The organism is Segatella copri, assembly GCF_002224675.1.
Lineage (GTDB): Bacteria > Bacteroidota > Bacteroidia > Bacteroidales > Bacteroidaceae > Prevotella > Prevotella copri_U.
The window spans coordinates 301,040-321,821 of record NZ_NMPZ01000001.1 but is presented as its reverse complement, the minus strand read 5'-3'; the positions used below and the strand labels follow the sequence as shown (position 1 = coordinate 321,821).

Annotated in this window: 25 protein-coding genes; 1 reads left to right on the top strand and 24 read right to left on the bottom strand. The window is 46.0% G+C overall.

The features are described 5' to 3' along the window. Positions 1-35: 35 nt before the first annotated feature. The 7 genes from recD2 to trxA form a co-directional block, all read right to left on the bottom strand. Entirely contained in the window at positions 36-2,261 is a 2,226-nt protein-coding gene (gene recD2 / locus CFT61_RS01420; protein ID WP_089542693.1) for an SF1B family DNA helicase RecD2, read from the bottom strand. Positions 2,262-2,293: 32 nt separating this feature from the next. Next, the gene (locus CFT61_RS01415; protein ID WP_089542692.1) at positions 2,294-3,058 is read right to left on the bottom strand and encodes a tRNA threonylcarbamoyladenosine dehydratase; all 765 of its coding nucleotides are present in this window, start codon (positions 3,056-3,058) and stop codon (positions 2,294-2,296) included. Positions 3,059-3,171: 113 nt separating this feature from the next. After that, positions 3,172-5,139 (bottom strand): KUP/HAK/KT family potassium transporter, encoded by a 1,968-nt coding sequence (locus tag CFT61_RS01410; RefSeq protein ID WP_089542691.1) that lies wholly within the window; start codon positions 5,137-5,139, stop codon positions 3,172-3,174. A gap of 378 nt (positions 5,140-5,517) precedes the next feature. Next, on the bottom strand, positions 5,518-5,964 hold the full coding sequence (locus tag CFT61_RS01405; protein ID WP_254918815.1) for a PepSY-like domain-containing protein: 447 nt from the start codon (positions 5,962-5,964) through the stop codon (positions 5,518-5,520). Between the two features lie 106 nt (positions 5,965-6,070). Beyond that, positions 6,071-6,283, bottom strand: a complete 213-nt coding sequence (locus CFT61_RS01400; protein ID WP_254918814.1) for a helix-turn-helix domain-containing protein — start codon at positions 6,281-6,283, stop codon at positions 6,071-6,073. A 35-nt stretch (positions 6,284-6,318) separates the two neighbouring features. After that, positions 6,319-6,543, bottom strand: coding sequence for a GNAT family N-acetyltransferase (locus CFT61_RS01395; RefSeq protein ID WP_254918813.1), 225 nt, complete (start codon positions 6,541-6,543; stop codon positions 6,319-6,321). A gap of 145 nt (positions 6,544-6,688) precedes the next feature. After that, positions 6,689-6,988: a thioredoxin gene (gene trxA, locus CFT61_RS01390; RefSeq protein ID WP_089542690.1), complete on the bottom strand. Its 300-nt coding sequence runs from the start codon at positions 6,986-6,988 to the stop codon at positions 6,689-6,691. A gap of 863 nt (positions 6,989-7,851) precedes the next feature. Here trxA and CFT61_RS01385 point away from each other — a divergent pair. Continuing rightward, entirely contained in the window at positions 7,852-9,048 is a 1,197-nt protein-coding gene (locus tag CFT61_RS01385) for a hypothetical protein (RefSeq protein ID WP_142990527.1), read from the top strand. Positions 9,049-9,304: 256 nt separating this feature from the next. Here CFT61_RS01385 and CFT61_RS01375 read toward each other — a convergent pair whose 3' ends face one another. The 17 genes from CFT61_RS01375 to CFT61_RS01295 form a co-directional block, all read right to left on the bottom strand. Then, entirely contained in the window at positions 9,305-9,985 is a 681-nt protein-coding gene (locus CFT61_RS01375) for a DNA alkylation repair protein (protein ID WP_089542688.1), read from the bottom strand. Positions 9,986-9,987: 2 nt separating this feature from the next. Then, positions 9,988-10,656: an AlkZ-related protein gene (locus CFT61_RS01370; RefSeq protein ID WP_089542815.1), complete on the bottom strand. Its 669-nt coding sequence runs from the start codon at positions 10,654-10,656 to the stop codon at positions 9,988-9,990. 12 nt (positions 10,657-10,668) lie between these two features. Continuing rightward, positions 10,669-11,184 (bottom strand): GNAT family N-acetyltransferase, encoded by a 516-nt coding sequence (locus tag CFT61_RS01365; protein WP_089542687.1) that lies wholly within the window; start codon positions 11,182-11,184, stop codon positions 10,669-10,671. Between the two features lie 37 nt (positions 11,185-11,221). After that, a complete protein-coding gene (locus CFT61_RS01360) occupies positions 11,222-11,500 on the bottom strand; it encodes a DUF1294 domain-containing protein (RefSeq protein ID WP_089542686.1) in 279 nt (92 codons plus the stop codon). Between the two features lie 95 nt (positions 11,501-11,595). Next, the gene (locus CFT61_RS01355) at positions 11,596-12,036 is read right to left on the bottom strand and encodes a ribonuclease H (RefSeq protein ID WP_089542685.1); all 441 of its coding nucleotides are present in this window, start codon (positions 12,034-12,036) and stop codon (positions 11,596-11,598) included. Positions 12,037-12,049: 13 nt separating this feature from the next. Further along, positions 12,050-12,613 carry a type IV toxin-antitoxin system AbiEi family antitoxin domain-containing protein gene (locus tag CFT61_RS01350; protein WP_089542684.1) on the bottom strand — a complete coding sequence of 188 codons (564 nt, stop codon included), beginning with the start codon at positions 12,611-12,613 and terminating at the stop codon, positions 12,050-12,052. Positions 12,614-12,843: 230 nt separating this feature from the next. After that, complete coding sequence (locus CFT61_RS01345) at positions 12,844-13,332, bottom strand: DNA alkylation repair protein (protein WP_217899079.1); 489 nt, start codon at positions 13,330-13,332, stop codon at positions 12,844-12,846. Between the two features lie 45 nt (positions 13,333-13,377). Beyond that, positions 13,378-14,238: an aldo/keto reductase gene (locus tag CFT61_RS01340; protein WP_089542683.1), complete on the bottom strand. Its 861-nt coding sequence runs from the start codon at positions 14,236-14,238 to the stop codon at positions 13,378-13,380. A 21-nt stretch (positions 14,239-14,259) separates the two neighbouring features. Further along, positions 14,260-15,018 (bottom strand): carboxymuconolactone decarboxylase family protein, encoded by a 759-nt coding sequence (locus tag CFT61_RS01335; RefSeq protein ID WP_089542682.1) that lies wholly within the window; start codon positions 15,016-15,018, stop codon positions 14,260-14,262. A gap of 100 nt (positions 15,019-15,118) precedes the next feature. Continuing rightward, complete coding sequence (locus CFT61_RS01330; RefSeq protein ID WP_089542681.1) at positions 15,119-16,009, bottom strand: helix-turn-helix domain-containing protein; 891 nt, start codon at positions 16,007-16,009, stop codon at positions 15,119-15,121. A gap of 171 nt (positions 16,010-16,180) precedes the next feature. Further along, entirely contained in the window at positions 16,181-16,402 is a 222-nt protein-coding gene (locus tag CFT61_RS01325) for a hypothetical protein (protein ID WP_254918812.1), read from the bottom strand. A gap of 36 nt (positions 16,403-16,438) precedes the next feature. Further along, positions 16,439-17,179: a YczE/YyaS/YitT family protein gene (locus CFT61_RS01320; protein ID WP_089542680.1), complete on the bottom strand. Its 741-nt coding sequence runs from the start codon at positions 17,177-17,179 to the stop codon at positions 16,439-16,441. Next, positions 17,180-17,419 (bottom strand): hypothetical protein, encoded by a 240-nt coding sequence (locus tag CFT61_RS01315; protein ID WP_089542814.1) that lies wholly within the window; start codon positions 17,417-17,419, stop codon positions 17,180-17,182. Positions 17,420-17,432: 13 nt separating this feature from the next. Further along, a complete protein-coding gene (locus CFT61_RS01310) occupies positions 17,433-18,065 on the bottom strand; it encodes an HAD-IA family hydrolase (protein WP_176425464.1) in 633 nt (210 codons plus the stop codon). 44 nt (positions 18,066-18,109) lie between these two features. Then, positions 18,110-18,712, bottom strand: a complete 603-nt coding sequence (locus tag CFT61_RS01305) for a YqiA/YcfP family alpha/beta fold hydrolase (RefSeq protein ID WP_089542678.1) — start codon at positions 18,710-18,712, stop codon at positions 18,110-18,112. Positions 18,713-19,122: 410 nt separating this feature from the next. Further along, on the bottom strand, positions 19,123-19,215 hold the full coding sequence (locus CFT61_RS16765) for a smalltalk protein (protein ID WP_153089932.1): 93 nt from the start codon (positions 19,213-19,215) through the stop codon (positions 19,123-19,125). A 13-nt stretch (positions 19,216-19,228) separates the two neighbouring features. Further along, positions 19,229-19,960, bottom strand: a complete 732-nt coding sequence (locus CFT61_RS01295; RefSeq protein WP_089542676.1) for an HU family DNA-binding protein — start codon at positions 19,958-19,960, stop codon at positions 19,229-19,231. Positions 19,961-20,782 lie beyond the last annotated feature (822 nt).

Below are 20,782 nucleotides of genomic sequence, written 5' to 3'. Positions count from 1 at the left end.
ATTATGATACGAGAGATGTTTTGCCATTCAGGATTTTATTTTGGGTCCGGCTCTGCAGCCATCATTGGCTGATTCTCTTCAGGCAAAACATACGGCTTGCTGAAGTGGAGTGGAGAAGAATTTGTTGCCGCCTCAATCTCGCCACGCAACCGTTCTTTCAATTTCGTGTTTCTGTTGCTCACAGTCAGATTTCTTACAGCATAGGCGAGGGCTTTGGGCTGACCGATGAGCACGCAGATTTTCTTGGCTCTCGTGATTCCGGTGTAGATGAGGTTGCGCTGAAGCATTACGAAATGAGTCATCAGGATAGGGATGACCACGATGGGATATTCTGAACCCTGACTCTTGTGTATGGTGGTGGCGTAGGCCAACGTCAACTCATCCAGCTCCGCTGCCTCGTATTCAGCTGAATGATCCTCGAAACTCACGGAGATGGTGCGGTCTTCCATATTCACCTTCTCTATGGTTCCGATGTCTCCATTGAATACATTCTTGTCGTAATTATTTCTAATCTGCATTACGCGGTCGCCCAGTTTGTAGGTGGTTCCGCCACGGCTGATTCCCAGGTTGGATGTGTTGAGTGCCTGCTGCAGCATCATGTTCAGATTGGCTGCACCTACCACGCTTCTCTGCATCGGGGTAAGCACCTGGATGTTACTCTGCGGCTGATTGTAAGCTTTTGGCAGACGATATTTTACAAGATTCACGATTTCCATAGCCACTTGCTCTGGGTCTTCATTCTTGATAAAGAAGAAATCGGTCTGCTTGCCGTTGCTCGTGTCCGGATAATATCCCTGGTTGATGGCGTGGGCACTCATGATGATTCGGCTCGACTGTGCCTGTCGGAAGATGCGGGTGAGTCGGATGACCGGAATTTTCTCTGAGTCGATGATGTCGCGTAGAACGTTTCCGGCTCCCACACTCGGCAGCTGGTCAATGTCGCCCACCAGCACCAGGCGCATGTGCTCCGGAATCGCCTTCATCAGATTATACATCAGGATGATGTCTATCATCGAACACTCATCCACGATCAGCGCATCACCCTCCAGCGGGTTCTCCTCGTTGCGCTTGTATCCGTCCTGCGGATTAAACTCCAGCAGCCGGTGGATGGTCTTGGCTTCCATGCCCGTGGCCTCGCTCATTCGCTTGGAAGCTCTGCCCGTAGGAGCCGCCAGCAGAATCCTCATCCCTGCCGTTTTGTAAGCAGAAATGATACCTTGCGTCGTCGTGGTCTTTCCTGTTCCAGGGCCACCCGTCAGCACCATCACTTTAGAACGTACTGCCTGCTCAATGGCGGCAATCTGCACCTCGTCGTATCTGATGCCTGAAGCCTTTTCTATTGCCTGGATATCGGCCTGCATATTGAAGAGGGTAGGACCCTGACCTTTCATCAACTCCAGCAGCTTCTTAGCCGTTCCACGTTCAGAATGATAGAAGGGAGGCAGATAGATGGCTTCGTTCTCACGGATGAGATTTTCTGATATGATCATTTCCGCTATGGCTTGTCTGATAGGTTCTTCATCGGCTTCGAGTAGTTTCTTTGCGGCTTCTATAAGCTGTTCTTCTACAGCATAAACGTGACCTTCGTTGGAGAGTTCATTTAGGGTGTAGCTGATTCCGCTCTTGCATCTTCTCAGATCGTTCTTCTCATAACCCATCTTGCTGGCTATTCCGTCGGCAGTCTTGAATCCAATGCCCCAGATGTCATCGGCAAGACGGTAGGGATTCTCCTTCACGTTGTCGATGCTTTCCTTGCCATACTGTCGGTAGATCTTGGCGGCGTAAGCAGTGCTCACGCCATACTGCTGCAGGAAGATCATCACGTTCTTGATGTCCTTCTGCTTCTCCCAGCTGTCTCGGATTTTCTCCACGCGTTTCTTGCCGATTCCGGCAACCTCGTAGAGTCGTTCGATGTCATCTTCTATTACCTCGATGGTTTCCGTTCCGAATCTCTCTACTATCAGATGTGCAAACTTCGGACCGATGCCTTTCACCAGTCCGCTGCCCAGGTATTTCTCGATTCCATACACGGTGGCAGGCATTACCTCTTCCCAGGTTTCGCAGGCAAACTGCTGTCCGTATCGCTTGTCCATCTTCCAGTCGCCATTGCACAGCAGTACCGCTCCCACTGGAACATCCAGCAGGTTTCCCACCAGGGTAACCAGGTCGGAATATCCCTTCACCTTGACTTTCATCACGGAATATCCGTTCTCCTGATTCTGGTAGGTAATCCGTTCTACCACGCAGCGTATCTTGATCATACCTTCTTCAAAATATTACCTTCTTCAAAATATTATCTTTCGATGATGTGATTGATAACGATTCCTGCTATAGCCATTCCGAATGTAGCGGTGATGTGGCAGAGTGAGCCGTTGATCTGTGCCTTCGTAGATGTCCATTCGTCCTCTACGAGTCGCTGGTCGCTCATGTTCTGCATCGGCTTTTCCTCGCTGAACACGCACTGGAATTTGCGGCGAGGGAAGGTCTTGTTCTTCTTGAATTTCTTGCGCAGGGCTCTTGCCAGCGGATCGCCATCAACCTTCCAGAACTCAGCCTTCCTCACCATGAAAGGGTCGCGGCGGAGGGCTGCTCCCATCGAAGATACGAAGGTGATTTCCTTCGGAAGGGCAGTGGCACGCAGAATCAGGTCAGCCTTGTCCTTCAGCGAGTCGATGGCGTCGATGATGTAGTCGTATTCCTCCATGTGGAACTCTTCTGCAGTTTCTGCCTGGTAGATTTTCTGATAAGCCGTGATGTTGGCTTCAGGGTTGATTTCAAGCAGGTGGTCGCGCAGCGCATCTACCTTTACCTGTCCGATGGTGCGGCTTGTTGCCATCAGCTGGCGGTTGCAGTTGGTCACGCATACGCGGTCGCTATCCACGATGGTGATGTTGCGCACGCCGCTGCGCACCAGTCCCTCTGCGCACCATGAACCCACGCCTCCGATTCCGAAGATGAGCACTCGTGCTTCCTGAATTTTTTCAAGATTATCTTTTCCCAGGAGCAGTTCTGTGCGTCGCTGCATTCCCCGCTCCATTGTTGTGATTTGATTTCCCATTCAATTATCTTTTTTATTATCTTTCAACTTTGCTTTGCGCAATTCAGGTGCAAAGATACAAATAATAATTCGAAAAGTAATCATCCGACTGTTTTTTGTTTAGAAAAATCTTCCTATTCTTCAACAATCTGCGCAATGCGCCTGATGCTTCTGTTGCGATGGTTGATGATGAGCGGAACACGTTCTACCACCACCATGGATGTGTCGAGGCCCAAAGCCTTAGGCTCGTCAATGCCTATCTTGCCGATAAGGGCATAGATAGTCATCAGCAGGTTCTGTTGACGGTTGTCGGAACTCTCCGGGTAATATACGCGGTGGATGATGATGAAGCGGAAATCGCCAGGAATTCCATTTTTGCGAAGCGATGGATAGGTGCTTCTCAAATCCACCTTCCTGCCAGCCACCAGGTCTTCTACCACTTGTCGCAGATAGAGGCTCACCCTAGGCTCAATGCGGAAACCTATGCGCATGGTTACACTGTAGAGGGTGTCGGGAACCAGAGTCTCGCAACTGTACTCCAGCGTGTCAGGAGTATCTGCAAATTCCAGATTGATAAGCCAGTAATGGTCAGCACGCTTGGGCTGCTTGTTGATGATGGAATAGAGCAGCTTGTCATCCACTGCACCTTCCTTGTCGGCATGGTTCACATAAACCAGGTTGGAAGCGTACTTGGGGATGCTCTCGTCGGCCTTGATATCAGAGATAATCTGATAATACTCATTCAGCGGTTTGGTACTGATGTAATGATGGCGGATCTTGATGGCGCGGACCCATACATACATCATCAGGAACAGGATTCCGCCAATAAGCATCGTGCACCATCCTCCTGCGAGGAATTTTGACAGGTTGGCGGCAAGGAAAATGCCCTCAATCACGCAATATGCGCCCATAAAGAGCAGGATGAAGATGCGCGCCACACCCTTGGTGCGCAGATAGAAACCGAGCAGCAGGGTGGTCATCAGCATGGTGATGGTGATGGCGAGACCATAGGCTGCCTCCATGTGCGAGGAGTCGCGGAAGAGCAGGATGATGAGAACCACGCCGATGTACATGGCGAGGTTGATTACCGGGATATAGAGCTGCCCCTTAACATGGGTAGGATGCTTGATTCGCATGCGTGGCCAGAAGTGCAGGTTCATGGCTTCGCTCAATATGGAGAAGGTGCCGCTGATAAGTGCCTGACTGGCAACGATTGCCGCACCCGTGGCCATGATGATGGCAAAAATCAGCATGTTCTGGGGCATGATGGAAAAGAACGGATTCACGGAGGAGGCAGTCTGGATATGGTTCAGCACCCATGCTCCCTGACCCAGATAGTTGAGGATGAGCATAGCCTTTACGAAAAGCCAGCTGATGGTGATGTTCTTTCTGCCGCAGTGACCCAGGTCGGAGTAAAGAGCCTCAGCACCGGTGGTACAGAGGAACACGGCACCCAGAATCAGGAACCACTCTGGCGATTTTGCCAGCAGCATGGCAGCATAGTAGGGGTTGAAGGCCTTCAGAATCAATGGGTAAGAGGTGATGCTGAAAGCTCCCGTTACGCCCAGCAGCAGGAACCATATCAGCATGAAAACTCCGAACGACTTGCCAATACTCTCTGTGCCAAAGCGTTGCACAAAGAAGATGATGGTGATGATGCCCAGTGTGATGGGGATGACAGGCAGGTGGGGACTGATGCTTTCGAGTCCTTCGATGGCTGTGGTAACCGTGATGGCAGGGGTGATGATTCCATCTGCCAGCAGGGTGCTGGCACCGATGATGGCCAGTAAGTAAATCCACTTTCTCTTCATCTTGCGCAACAGGGCGTAGAGGGCGAGAATGCCTCCTTCGCCATTGTTGTCGGCACGCAGCGCCACGCATACGTATTTGATGGTGGTCTGCAGGGTGAGTGTCCAGATGATGCACGACAATGCACCCAGGATGGTGCTCTCGTTGATGGCTTCACCCGTGTGCAGGATGGCCTTCATCACGTAGAGTGGGGATGTACCTATATCTCCAAACACAATGCCCAGAGTGATGAGCAATCCCAGGAAGCCTACTCGATGATGGCAGGCTACTGAACTTTCCGAATTTTCTCTCATATAACTTCTCTTATTAAATTAAATTATCCTTTTTTAATTAAGGAATTATCCCTTTAAATTAAAGTATTATCCTTTGTATTATCCTTATTAGAACATAAAATATCCCTTTTTGATTATAAATTTGGGTGCAAAGGTATGAACATAAGTGGTAAAAGATGATTGGTTTAACAAAATTTATCCGTTTTAACTTCCGTTTTAATTGGCTGTAAATGACTGGTTGGAAGATGTAAAAAGGTGATATTCTTTCTTGGAGTCAAAAAAAAAAGCCCCATCAACTATCCGAATCTTCATTCATGCTGAAATCGGAAAGTTGGTGGGGCATCTGATGAAGGTCACCCAAGTAGGTGGGGATCATCAGATGAATGGATTTAGTTTAAATCAGTCAATATCAATTAATTGAAAATGTTTGTTGAAGGTCAAATCCAATCCGTTAACCAGTTCTACCTCATATTCATTCTTATTCATTTCAATCTTTTTTACTGATTGTCCTGCATAATTATCTTTCAGGTAATTCCTGATGGCTTGTGGAATCAGCTGGGCTGGCACGATGTCCTGCTTGCAGTCGACCTCTGTAAGATTTCCCTTTTTGTCGAACTCCAGCTTCGTGCCATTCTGTAGAACCACATCATAGCTTCTGCTGACAACGCCCGACTCAATCGTAGCAAGCATCACCTTCTGATCATTGAAATGCTGGCTGAGCAAGGTCTGGACCTTGGCAGGAAGTGCATTTACAGAGATAGGCTTGTTGTTGCCCGCATTCGCCACCATATTGCATGAAACCATGCAGCAAATGGCAATCATTAAGATTCGCAAAATTCTTTTCATAAGCTACAAATTAAAACTTTATAATACCAAAATTGCGATGGGTGCTTAAACACCATCATCTAAGAATTAGACGCAAATCGTGCCTGAAGGTTTAACTCTATCTTCTTTATAATTGTGAAATCCTTAAGGTTTCATCTACAAGCAGTTGGCGGGAAGCCGAAAGCAGTCGGTCGTTGATCATACTCTTAGCGGTTTTGCCTGTCTCTGTCTTGACTAATTCACCGAAATATTTAGGCGAATAGCAGCATTTGTCGGCAAAGTAGGTTACGGTAGGCAGCCCTTCATGCTCCGCTTTCCGGGCAATGTATTCATCGAGCATGGTTTTCGGAAGAAATTACCATTATCGGAGATTTATTATCCTTTGTACTTAAATACTTTAACCATATCCTTGTCGCCACCTACGAGCTGGCTACATTTATTCAACATACCAGTATCGACGAAACCGCATTTCTCCATGACTCTTCCTGATGCAGGATTGCCTGTGAAATGGTCAGCCCAGATGTTTTTGAAATGCTTCTCGTTGATGCAGTAGTCAAGCATCAGCTTCAAGGCTTCGACTCTGCATCCGATTCCTGCCAATATCGAAGTAAAATTCTTTCTGTTTCCATCAGATTATATCAATGTTTTGCTGTCTATTTACTTTGTGTGCTTACCCAAGCCAGTCGGTGAAGATAAGTATACATTCGTGCACCTTCTCAAAGAATCTCCTATTCTTTTCATCTTTTTATTTCAAGAAAGGATCAAGCGTAGCCAGTAGTTCGGCTTTATCTACCACACCGCTTGTGCGCCACAATACTTCTCTGTTTCGGAAAAGCATCAGCGTAGGCACGGATTGAATGCGGTATTGGCTTGCTGTTACGCCGTACTTGTCCACATCCACCTTGATGATTCGGATGCGGTCGCCCAACACACTCTTCACCTGCTCCAGAATGGGGTGCATCGCCTTGCAAGGTTGGCACCATGTAGCAAAGAAATCGACCAGAACAAGCTGGTCACTGTTTATTACATTATTGAATGTCTCCATAATTATTTATCTATTTCCGTGAAACGATTAAAAGTTCTTTGAAATCACAACTGCCCGGAAAACCCTCGATTCAGCCCCGATTCTGGGTCTTCATAGATGACCGGCGCCTGCCATCATTTAAGCCCCGCTCCGGTCTTCATAGATGACCGGTTTTCGGCATGATAGGCTGTTCCTTCGATTGCTGGTGCAAAGATACGAAGATTTTCTGTATCTACCAAATTTTTGCATGTGATAAGGAGCGATTTTCAGCAAAACACTTACGATTTGAAACTTCGTTAAAAAACAGACTCTGTTTCTTATGTGGCGCATCTCTATGTTTTTGCGGTATCGAAAACTATATTTTGCGGTATAAATCAGCATATTACGAAGTAATACCCGATTATATGGGAACGTATTCAGTATTCAGTATTCAGTTTTTTTCGCTCTTGTTTCCATCCTCTGTATAAATAGTATATTATATATTAATATATAATATAAAATAATTACTTATAATTTGTAACCACAGAAAGGGTAACTATCCCGAAAAAAACTGAATACTGAATACTGAACACCCTCTTAGATATCTCGCACCCTGGGTATCATGGCAGCATCAGGGGAAGATACTACTAGTACGCGTACATAGTACGTACTAGGTAAATACAAAAATATTTTCGTACCTTTGCACCCGTAATCAGGCAAGTAAAGTCTGGTTGCGTGCGTGACTACTTTTTTCACTATTATTCTGCAGAGCAGATGGAAAAGCCTAAATCGTGTGAAAGTGCAATAAAAATCGTCGCTAATGAACTTTTAACACTTAATATGCTGACAACTCAGAAAAAATGTTTATTTTTGCATTTATATTTTAGCGGTTTAAAGGAGAATTTATGAAAAAGTATTTAATATTAATGCTATGCCTGCTTTCTTTGAGGGGTACAGCTCAGAATAGATACGAGGACTTGGGCAATGGTACGGTTCTCGTACATCGGAATATTCCTTCATCAACATCTTCTTCCAAGAGTACGAAGGTAACTTCAGTACAGCATTTGCATTTTCAGGGAATCTCGTTGAATACCTCATTTCGAAATTTTCTCAAGTATTTGCGTGCCAAGCATTTCTATGTCGATGTTCGTGATGAGTCTGATTATTGCTATATATCGGGGACTGTATGCGGTATTCCGGATTTCGACATATCTCTTGTGGGAGACTACAGTGATGATGGCATAATCCATGGCGTGACGGCCAGCAAGTCGTTTTCTGATGTTGAGTCGATGTATGCGGCATCGGAGTGTATTTTAGACAAGTTGACCAAAGCCTATCCTCGCCATGAAGGTGCAGCTGTTTCCATGGTGGATGAAAACCGCAACGCGATAGATTTGTGGAACGTTGATGTTTTTAACGAGGAAGGCGCTTGTATCGGTATGCTTTATGTTTTTGCCCAGGAACCTGATGGTGCAGGAAACTGTAAGATTACCATAAAGTATAACGATTTTGTTAATTCTTTGGCTTCGGATGCTTATGACTATAATGTGATTGGCTACGGCAGACCGATAGATATTAGCGAGTACGTAAAGCCCACACTTGATGCATGCACGATGGAAGTAGGCAGTGCATTCTTGAAGTTCACCTGCCGTAGGGGCAACAATGTTTATGAAATGGTAGCCTTTGGTGAAGACAGAAGCAGCATCTTGTATAATTTGTTTGTAGATAGTAGTAGTCGTGAACTCAACAGAAAGATCATGAATGCCTATTTTGCCGAGAATCTCAGAGTCTATAATGGCAATGTAATGGCATGTACCAACAGTGCTTTCGATGATATTAGTTACAAGGTAGTGAGTGCGAGCTTTAGCACCAACAATAGTCTGAAGAAAGAACCATCAAAGGGAGACTTTAACGAGTTTAACGAGAAGATATTAAATAGTAAGACGAATGCCGATATGGGTTGGACGCTCTTGGAGTATTTGCTCAAGCATAAGGCTACTCGTTCAGGTTCATCTACAAGCCAGAAGTATCATTGCAATGGCTTGGAGTTTGACAATCCTGCCGATATGGAGGACTACAAGAACGCTCAAGGTTTGAAATAGTTTTTGCAATATGTTGTAGTAAGACGGCTACACTAAAAATGAACAGAAGAGATGGGCGGCTCGTCAGGTATATGCTTTCCATCTCTTCTATATTGCTTGTATTTATTTTTCTGATGAAACTCCTTCCTTGTCTTAGCCATTGCTTCCGTAGCCCTATCGTGGGTTTCTATCAGCAATGGGCTTTTGTGGTATTGCACAATCTTGACTCTGACGCCACCTATCCAAACGTAATAAGTAGAAGTATCTTGTGTTATAATTATTTTATCTTCAATGTCCGCAGATATTCCTTCTGCTCGGGCGTGATTCTGTAGCTCTCGATGGCCTTCTGGATGGTCTTGTTGTGCGTCCAGGGAGCAAGGCGGTGTTGCTCGATGTAGGGAATCGCCTGGTCCCATTGCTTGGCAAGGGCGGTGGCGAAGAACCAGGCTACCATCATTTTTACGTAATACTCTTCGCTCCTTACTGATGCAGGAATTTCAAGATATTCAGCCTTGAAGTCTTTATCCAGATAATGAGACATAAGTGTCTCTATTCCAAAACGACAAGTATAGACGTGTGATGATTTGCTCCAAGTCTTGATCTTCGCCAATAGCTCCTCCTTGTGTTTGGCAAACACCTTCGGAGACATGATGTCGCAAACTGCCCAGTTATCCACGAAAGGCAGGAAGGTGTCTGTAAGACGAATGCATTCCTCGTAGTCCTTTACCTCGGAAATGAGGAGACCGTGAAGCATATTCTCATCGTAGTATTCGTGAGGAAGCTGATGAAGAAAATCCTCACATTCTGCCTCCTTTGTAAATTCTTTTGCGAACTTGCGAAGCACAGGCACACGAATGCCTATGAAACTCTCCACAGGCACTCCCGGTGTCAGTTTAGCTTGGAAAGCAGCATACTGCTTATCCTGTATGGTGAACAGTCTTTCTTGAAGTGAAGTCATTTTTATCCAATTAATTTAATGATCTGTTTATCCGAAGCATCAGGCAGGATTTCTTTCAGATGCTCTAAAATCCTCTGTTGAGACTCTTCTGGAGTTCGGTTGCATTGGCAAGCCTCCCAGCCATAGAGATTTTCGGGAGTATTGAGCAGCGACCAACCCCAGCCATATTCGTGATTGTGCTTGTCACGAGGATAGATGAAATCTTCGGTCACGATGTAAGTCGCCATTTCCAGTCGGGTGAGATAACCGTCAAACTTGCTTCTCATTCCCTTGCCCGTGAAACCGCAGGCTGCCCGCAGTTCTCTCGTGATGAGACTGCCAGTAGATTGAAGCGTGCAGAGAATGGCTCCTTCTATTGACTCATCATCTGGGCGAGGGTATTTGCTTCTTCTATAGTTACAGAAGTCCGGCCACCATTCCTGGCTGATGAATCCTGCTTTCTTGTTAAAGAACTTTCCGTACATACACGGCATTTCCTGAACGATCTCGCCCTTCCATTTCCATAGCGGCCAGTCCCAACCGCCTTCAGGAAGTCTTACGTAACCGCAGTCTTCTGCTACGATGTCTTCGGCAGAGAATCCTTCAATGCCGCTATCAAGAAGAGGGAGGAAGCCGATCTGCTGAATCAGCTCCATCATGCCTGTTGCTGAATATATTTCTGGAAAATTCATGTTCATTTATTTTTATCCTTTGTACTTAAACACTTTAACCATATCCTTGTCGCCACCCACAAGCTGGCTGCATCTGTTCAGCATTCCGGTGTCAGAGAAACCGCATTTCACCATGACCTTTCCTGATGCTGGATTTCCAGTGAAATGGTCTGCCCAGATGTTTTCAAAATGCTTTACTTGGATGCAGTAGTCGAGCATCAGTTTCAAGGCTTCGGTGCAGATTCCTTTGTTCCAGTAGGGTTTTCCTACCCAGTAGCCTACCTCACAGTCGTTTTCTCCGATAGGGATGTTGCTGGTTTCATGGGTGTAGTAGCCGATGCATCCGATAGCCTCGCCAGTCTCTTTCAGTACAATCGCCCTTGTCGTTTCATTATGGAAGAATGTCCGGATTATCTCCCGACTTTCCTCTACAGACTTATGTGCTGGCCATCCTGCACGAGGTCCCACATCAGGGTCGGAGGCGTACTTGAAGAGTGCCTCTGCATCCGATTCCTGCCAATGGCGGAGTAAAATTCTTTCTGTTTCCATCAGTTTATTTCTATGAAAATTTTCGTTCTTTATGATGTTATTGATTCATGTGTAAATACGCCATCAGCGCAATCTGTATCAGCAGAATGGCAGGAATGCCGTATTTGAATTTCTTGTGCATCGTCTTATGGTGCCAGACATTCATTCCCATCCATGTCCCGATGCTTCCTCCAAGTACAGCCAGCAGCAAAAGCGTGGCTTCCGAAATGCGCCACTTGGCTTTCTTAGCCTTGTATTTGTCAATGCCGTACACGATGAATGTAACTGCATTGATGGCAAGGAGATAGTAGGCGAGATAACTATGTAATGTGTTCATGCTCAATTTTCTGTTGTTACATCTTTTTTATTCTAAATAACCGGAAATCCTTAATGACCGTAATGACCTTAATGACCGGAAAAGCCTCTAAACATTCATTTGTTTTTCTGATGAAACTCCTTTCTTGTCTTAGCCATTGCTTCCGTAGCCCTATCGTGGGTTTCTATCAGTAATGGGCTTTTGTGGTATTGCACAATCTTGACCCCGACAGAGTTGTGCCTTTTCTTTTCCTTGATGCATTGAATGATCAAGTCAGGATTGGCTGATTTAGCCGTTGGAGTCTTGTCAAAGTTCTGAATATAGGCAGCGTTGGTCAGGAAGAGAATGTCGGAACCATCCGGTATTTCCTGCATTACTTTCACCATGAGGGTTAGCATCATTCGGAACTCCGTGGTGTGTAGGTCGCTGATTACATCACGGCTGATGATGTTGCCGTTATGCTCAATCACAACGGCAGCACCACCGGCTCGCTCTTTATGGCCATAATCACATGAACCACCTATCCAAACGTAATATATAGAAGTATCTTGTGTCATAATAGTTCTTTACTCATAGCTTCACTTGTAGATAATTTTCCAGGATATTGCCAACACGCAATTGTCTGGCATAATCCATTAGTTTACTGATATTTCTTTCTGGTCTGGAAAGATAGTTATCGATGATTTCAGAACAGACATCAATGCCCACCTTGTTGCGGAACTTTACTGCATCGCATACGCATCGTTCTACATCATATACCTTTACCTGAAATCCATCTATGACTTTCTCCATCACGCCGATTTCAAGAATATTGGCAGTATAGTGATGGAGCTCTATCTTTGGGAATGAAGGTACTTTAACTTTTCTATCCCTTTTAATGGCGACATGATAAGTCTGCGGCAAGGATGTCGTAAGCTGATGGATATTCCAGGCAGACCAAAGGCAGAGGATTCCGTTGGGAACAATAGACTCAATATCAACCATACATGCTGACAATTGGTCTATGTTAGCATATACGCCACGGCAAACCTGAATCAGTTCACCTTGGCGAACGGCTTCCAACATCTTGTAGTAAGCTGTTCGTCCTTGTACTTTGACGCTTGCTGATGATATGAATGAATTCTTTGTTTCCATAATTGTTCTTCTAATTTTGGTACAAAAATACCACAAATATTTTTAATTGTGGTACTTTTGTACGGAAAACTTTTTAAATTCACTCATTTTTAATAAATTTCAACAGTTTTATAGCTATTTTGGTACAAAAATACCACAAATATTGCTGATTGTGGTGCTTTTGTACGGGATGATAGAATGTACAATGCATGGTTATTCGCCTATTCCTAATTTTTCCTTTTATTTTATCTTCAATGTCCGCAGATATTCCTTCTGCTCGAGCGTGATTCTGTAGCTCTCGATGGCCTTCTGGATGGTCTTGTTGTGCGTCCAGGGAGCAAGGCGGTTTTATAAACGTGTGGCGATTTACTCCAAGTCTTGATCTTCGCCAATAGCTCCTCCTTGTGTTTGGCAAACACCTTCGGAGACATGATGTCGCAAACTGCCCAGTTATCCACGAAAGGCAGGAATTTCTCAGTAAGACGAATGCATTCCTCGTAGTCCTTCACCTCGGAAATGAGGAGACCATGAAGCATATTCTCATCGTAGTATTCGTGAGGAAGCTGATGAAGGAAATCCTCACATTCTGCCTCCTTTGTAAACTCTTTTGCGAACTTGCGAAGCACAGGCACACGAATGCCTATGAAACTCTCCACAGGCACTCCCGGTGTCAGTTTGGCCTGGAAAGCAGCATACTGCTTATCCTGCATGGCGAACAGTCTTTCTTGAAGTGAAGTCATACGTTCTTTGCTTTATAATGCAACATAGAAGGAGTAATTGCCTCTTTATTCTGTTGGTTTCACCACAGCTCTCCACTCCATAAACTGCTTGGTCGTTTCTCCGCTATGATGGTCAAGGAAGAGACTGTGGGCGGTGTCGAGCTCAGCAATCTTCTGCATGTCCTCAGCATCAAGTTCGAAATCGAAGAGGTTCAGATTCTCCTGCATTCGTTCCTTGTGAACAGTCTTCGGGATGATGATTACATCGCTCTGCAACAGCCAGCGCAAGGCTACCTGTGCGGCAGTCTTGCCATATTTCTCGCCAATCTGGGTGAGGGTAGGGTTGGTGAACAGTCCGTTCTGTCCTTCTGCCAAAGGAGCCCATGCCATGAGCTTGGTGCCAAACTCATCCATGAATTTTCGGGTCTCGTGCTGCTGGTTGAACACATGCGTCTCCATCTGATTAACCATCGGTGCAATCTCCATGTTGGAAGCCAGGTCTATAAGATGATCAGGGAAAAAGTTGCTCACTCCGATGGCACGAACCTTTCCTGCCTTGTAAGCTTTTTCCAAGTCACGATAGGCACCGTAGCGGTCGCAGTAAGGCTGGTGGAGGAGCATCAGGTCGATGTAGTCGGTCTGCAGTTTGCGCAGACTCTCATCGATGCTCTTCATAGTCTGTCCGTCGCCATAGTTGGAAGGCCAGACCTTGGAAACGAGGAAAATCTCATCACGATTCACACCGCTCTTCTTCCATGCGTTGCCCACGGCTTCCTCGTTGAGATAAGCCTGTGCCGTATCTATCATCCGATAGCCCACGCTGAGAGCATCCAGCACGCAACGCTCACACTCATCAGGTTCCACCTGATAAACACCATATCCCAATTGCGGCATTTCCACGCCATTGCTTAACTTTATCTTCTTCATAATTGTAAAATCTTATAGTTGTTATTTTATCTTGTTATATTCCTCATCGCTCACAGCCTCCTGACACTCGTTGGATGTGTTCTCGCCAGGTATTTCAAAGGCGAGGTGGGCAAACCAGCTGTCTTTTGCGGCACCATGCCAATGCTTCACGTTGGCTGGAATATGGATGACTGTGCCGGGGAGGATTTCCTGCGCAGGCTTGCCTTCTTCCTGATACCAGCCACGTCCGGCTACACCTACCAGCATTTGTCCGCCACCCTTTGTGGCGTGGTGCGTGTGCCAGTTGTTACGGCAACCAGGCTCAAAGGTTACGTTGAAGAAAGGTATCTGACTGTTGGATATTTGTGCCAGATAACTGTTGCCTTTGAAGTATTTGGCGTAAGCTGTGTTGGGTTCGCCAATAGGGAATATCATCTCGCGCTGGAAAGCTGCCTTGGCGTCTTCTCCTTTCACATCTTCGTTCCATACCTCCTTTGCCAGATTGAATGCTGCCCAGGCTTTTGGCCAGCCGGCGTAGAAGGCGATGTGGGTGATGATCTCTGCCGCTTCCGTGCGGGTAATTCCGTTATTCTTTGCCGACTGCAAGTGATATTTCAGCGAGCTGTCGGTGATTCCCTGGTTGATGAGCGAAGTAATTGTTACCAAACTGCGGTCGCGCAATGAAAGCAGGTCATTGCGGCTCCATACTTCTCCGAAGAGGATGTCGTCGTTGAGGTGGGCGAACTCCGGGGCAAACTCACCCAGTTGGGTGCGCCCTGCTGTCTGTACTATTTTCTTCATTGTATCATTTTTTTTAATTCTTCTCCATATTTTCAAATTCTTCTCCAGAAAACATCTACGATGTAAAAATAACAGTTATTCTATATATGCTTCCTTGTATTTAAGCAGTTTTGCGGTACTCGCTTGGAGTCTTTCCCGTCTGTGCCTTGAAAAAGCGGACGAAGTGCTGAGAATATTCAAAGCCGAGGCGCTGGCTGACTTGTGTAATGGTTAAGGTTTCATCTACAAGTAGTTGGCGGGCTGCAGAAAGCAGTCGGTCGTTGATCAGACTCTTTGCGGTTCTGCCAGTCTCAGTCTTGACTAATTCACCGAAATATTTGGTAGAATAGCAGCATTTGTCGGCAAAGTAGGCTACGGTAGGCAGCCCTTCATGCTCCGCTTTCCTGACAATGTATTCATCGAGCAGAGAGATGAACTTTTTTACCACCGAATGATTGATCTCCTCGCGAGTGATAAACTGGCGGTCGTAGAAACGCAGACAATAGTTCAGCAGCAACTCTATGTTAGAAACGATGAGTTCACGCGAATGCCTATCTATAGGATGCTGAAGTTCCTGCTTAATCATTGAGAGTACGTCACGGAAGATGTTTACCTCGGCAGCGGATAGATGTAGTGCTTCGTTGCTTGTATAGTCGAAGAACTCATAGCGGGAGATGTTCTTGCCAAGCTGGGTGCGGTTGAGCAACTCGGGATGGAAAGCCAATACCGTATATTTGGCAAGCGGTACTCCAGGAATGGGTTCAACCTTAATCGACTGTCCCGGAGCAAACGAGGTGACGGTCATCTCGTCAAAATCATATTCTGTTCTGCCGTATGACAATTTGCAGCCCTTGTTTTCCTTCAGAAAGAGGGCATAAAGTCCGTAGTGATGCACAGCCTCCTGTATAGGAGAGGTGTTCTCCACACGCACAACGCTTATCAGGGGATGAAGCGTTTTCACCCCTATAAAGTCGTTGAAATCCTGTATGGTATTAAAGAATAATTCCTTCATAATCCTAAGCCTTTTAAATTTCTAAATTTCTTGGGGGCAAAGATAATGCAAATGAGCGCAATGAAAGCTTGCTTTCAAATTGCCGAGTGCAGCTTATCTTATGCAAAGATACGCACATTCTCTAAAAGAGCTTATACCTGGTTTTCGGAAGATTTTACCATTATCGGAGATTTATTCCATTCTTCCATATTTCATTTCCACGCCTTCCTTATCATATTGTTTGCGCTTGCCGGTTGGTGGCTCAGTAAGTGTGATGCGAACTACAGCCGTGCGTGAAAGGGAACGGGCGATGCTCTGGTCGGAAGCATCCATGTGTTTAGGGAGGAAGCCGATTTTCTGAATCAGCTCCATCATGCCTGTTGCTGAATATATTTCCGGAAAATTCATATTCATTTATTTTTTATCCGTTGAACTTAAATAATCTTGACGTTACATCTGTCTTCTTATGTATCGTGCCAGTCCGTAAACATATCTTCGGCAACCTGGACGATAGTGGAGCAGGCGGTCGAACCATGCAAGATGTTTGTTGAATAGGCGAACTGTAACACCTACATAGACCATGGCGAAGAGCGTTCCGATGCCCACGATCTCCCATTTCCATGAACCGAGAAGCAGGAAACAGAACAAGACGGCCAAGACCACGAGCGTGATGTCCACCCGAATCTTGGCTTTAGGGAAAGGCCAGCCGGTAACCTTGTGAATGGCGATGGAAATGCCCTCGCCAGGCATGGTTACTGAGCCGCACTTCACCTCCATGGCAATTCCGAAACCGAGGATGGTGCAACCGGCAATCTGCACAAGGGCATTGACCAGGATATTTTCTGAAACCATCCACTGTGTAAGCACCATATTGAGGTCTATGAACATTCCGAAGATAAAGCCGATAGCGAGCTGGAAGAGTTGCACCCACTCGAAGTTTCTTCTCAGAATCAGAATCTGCAGCACCACGAAGATCGCATTCATCATGATGGTGTAGCCGCCGATAGTCCATCCTGGGATGTAATCAAGCATCTTACCTGCCGAAGCCATCACGTAAGGGATGGTGGAAATAACGCTTGAACCTAACTGACTTCGCACACATGCTGCGACTCCGAAAGTCATTACATAGAGCGAAACGAGCAGCAGAATATGCTGCCATACAAAAGATATAACTTCTTCTTTCTTAATCATTTATATTATTTTCTTAATCAATTCGTTCAGTTTGTCCTCTCTGATAATCTTCGGCTGAGCCTTGCCAGCGAGAATGAGAATCTTCTTGCCGTTACGATAGATATGAAGCTGTCGTGAGCGAACCGCGGCAGTCAACTCCTTATCGTTCTGCATGGCTTGCCAGATAGGATAATATACTCCCTCAGGTTCAAACAACTTCTTTTGAAGATGCGAGCAGAGGTTTGTTGTATCAATAGTCATCATACCTATTCTTTTACACTATATTCTTGTTAATTTCTTGCCATTCCAGATGCTCTTCCAGATGATTGGACTTTACTAGTACACTCTGGAAACCAAAACGCCTGCCTGCTTCGGCATTCTCGGCACGGTCATCGAAATAGAGGGTGGTGGCAGGATTCAATCCTGTCTGCTGCGTCATCTCTTCATAGATTTCGACGGATGGCTTCTCTTTCCGCATGGCGTATGAGAGGAAGACTTCATCAAACAGCTCGTCTGTGGAATATCCCAGCTGATTCATCTGACTAACTGATTTCTGCCAAAGCGTGTCGTTGATGTTGCTGAGCAGATAGACCTTGTACCGCTTCCGAAGCTTGACCAATGTCTCCAGTCTTTCCACGGGCAGATTGCCACACAGCTCTTCCAGGACTTTCTCAATATCCTCGGTTGTGGTTCCTTTGCGGCAAAGGCTCAGCATCTCTTTCAATGTTTCTGCTTCTGCCACCAGACCATTGATATATTGGTGCATCAGTCTCTTGATTTTGCGGACATGGATTAGTCGCTTGAACGCCGTAACGCCCAGGCTCTCCATGGCTTTCACAACAGCGACATCATCAATATTCACGATGACACCTCCATAATCAAAAACGAGTGTTTCTATCTGTTTCATGCTCATTTTCCTGTTGTTAGAATTTATCTATTTCCGTGAAACGATTAAAAGTTTGCCGAAAATTCCATCATCATTTTCTGGGCGAGGGGAGCGTACCAGGTCTTCACCTCCTGTTCTGTAGGCGTATGACCGCCAGGGAAATGGAAGGCTTGGTTGTAGTGCTCCAGGAAGAGAGGGGAGAAGTGAGCCAGGGTGTCCTGCTCACCAAAAAGTCCCCACACACGATCCTTGTAATAGGGGTTGCAATGGTCAAACTGCACGGCTTCCAGCTCCGCAAACTCCTCAATCAGCGCCTCGTCAATCACCAGCCGCTGATTTCCGTCCCTTCTCGGTGCTTTGTATTCATGCTCGCCGATTCGCTCCTTCAGAAACTCCGTCATCATGAAATACGGATTGCCGAGCAGGGCAGGAATGCCTACCACCGGAGCCAGCATCTGGGCGAGGAAAGAGCCGCAGCTGTTGCCCAGAAGCAAGTCGGGCTGCTCCCGGTCGATGATGGAGCGAATCTCCTTCAGTGCCTCCTTGGGGTGCAAAGGGAGGTCGGGAGTCAGCACCACCGCCGTCCCCTCAAACGCCTCTTTCAAGGCTCTCGCCATCGGACAGCTGCCCGTGGCGAAGAATCCGTGTAGGAATAATATCTTCTTCATGCTCAAATCATTTGATAATGATGCGCCTATAATCTAGAGAGATAAGCCATGCTCAACTCCATATCAGCGCAATATATCTGCAAAAATACAAAAAATATTCAGAAAAATGATTTTATGGATGGATTTTGTTTGCAGGGCGAACTTTATTTAACCTTATTTTATATGATAGAGGGATGTTTTGAAAAACCGAAATCCTTAATGACCTTAATGACCGGATTTAAGGGGATTGAAAAATGAAAATGACCCTTAATGACACTGACCCTTCATGACACCTTCGGGAATAAATAAACCGCTCCACCTATTTATATATATATAGGAGGAGCGGTTGTAATAGATAAAATCATCTCAAAAAATAATCACATGCAGATTTCATTCTGCTTTCCTGCATCTTACTTTCTGCTTTCCTGCTGCTACACGCAGCTCGAAACACCGAGCGAAGTGGCTATTGCGGTGAGAATGCTGATCGCAATCTGAATCACCATTTTCCAAGTATCCTTCTTCATAGACTTCTACTTTTTAGAGACTTACGTTGTCGTCGCCACCACCTTCACTGCCGGTATTGCCACCGCTGGTACCCTGGTCACCGGTGGTTCCGCTACCGCCAGCTCCCTGCGTTCCACTGCCTTCAGTTCCGGTAGTTCCACTGCCGCCGGTATTGCTGCCGCCGCCCTGGGTTCCGTCACCATCACCGCCGCCGTCTGGATTGATAGGCACGTTGAGGTCCACGTTGGTCTTGCCCTCCCTGATTGCCTTCAGCACGGCTGCCTGAGCGCTGCGGCTAGCCACGAGGTTGAATTCTGCGTCGTCGAGCAGGTTCTTGAACTGCTGGCCAGGCTCCCACTGAACCTTCACGTTGGTGATGTTCTGCGCCGTAAACTTGTCGGCAGTCTCTGCACCCTTGGAGGCGAGCAGGAGAGAGAAATCGCCCAGGTCGCCCAGTCGGATCTTCTTGCCCTCGAGCAGCATCTCTCTCATGCAGTCCACTGCCATGTAGAGGATAGCGCTGATGTCGGCTCTAGAATACACGCTGCCGTGAGAAGTGATGTGCTTGGCAAACTTCTCGATGGTCATCACATCGGTGTACTGCGAGATGGCGAACGCATTCTGCTTCTCGGTCTTCACCAGGTCGGTGTCCTTCTTGTCCGGCTCCTTGCCGTTCTTCTTAGCCTGGTTGATACGTGACTTTGCCTGGTTGATCTCAAGGAGGTTTGCGTTCACGCTGCGCATTACGATGCTGTAGTTAATCATACTCTGTTCTGTGTTTAAGAGTTCACTGAATCACAACTACCCGGAAAGCCCTCGTTTCTGCCCGATTTTGGGGTCTTAATAGATGACCGGCGCCTGCCATCATTTAAGCCCCGCTCCGGTCTTCATAGATGACCGGTTTTCGGCACAATAGGCTGTTCCTTCGATTGCCGGTGCAAAGATACAAAATTTCAAAGGCGAAATCAAGTTTTTATCGAAATAAGATGGTAAAAATGGCGTAAGTTCTTGATATATAGTATTGTAAGTGAATGCTGTTTTTACGCATTGCTTGCAGGAGGGGCTTGAAGGGGATTCTGATGCAGAAGATGCTGAGGGCGAAAGCGTGTCATTAAGGGTCAGTGTCATTAAGGGTCATTAAGAAAAATGGGAAATGTCATTAAGAGCTATAGTATAATATAAATATTATTTATATTATACTATAGGGGGATTTTGCGCCCCCGAAAACCTTAATGACCCTTAATGACACTGACCCTTAATGACACGATAGAGGATTTTGATTTGTTTCTTAAGGTGAAATGTTGTGTTGGTATAATGTATTGATAAACAATAAGATATAGTCTGTTTGTGAAAGGTGCTCTTTCTAAGGGTTGTATCTTTAAAAGCTACAGGTTCTCTTCTTGTTTTCCATGTTCTCCCTCCATCCTTTGTCTTTATATTGAATAAAATTGTTATGTTATTTCTGAATTTTCCTTGTTTCTCAAGCAGGAAAACCTTATTTTCCATCTTATTTTGGCCGTTCTGAGGGGGTGAAAATTGCCTTTTGAGCCTCATTTTTGCCCTCAAAACTACTTTTCCGTTAAATAA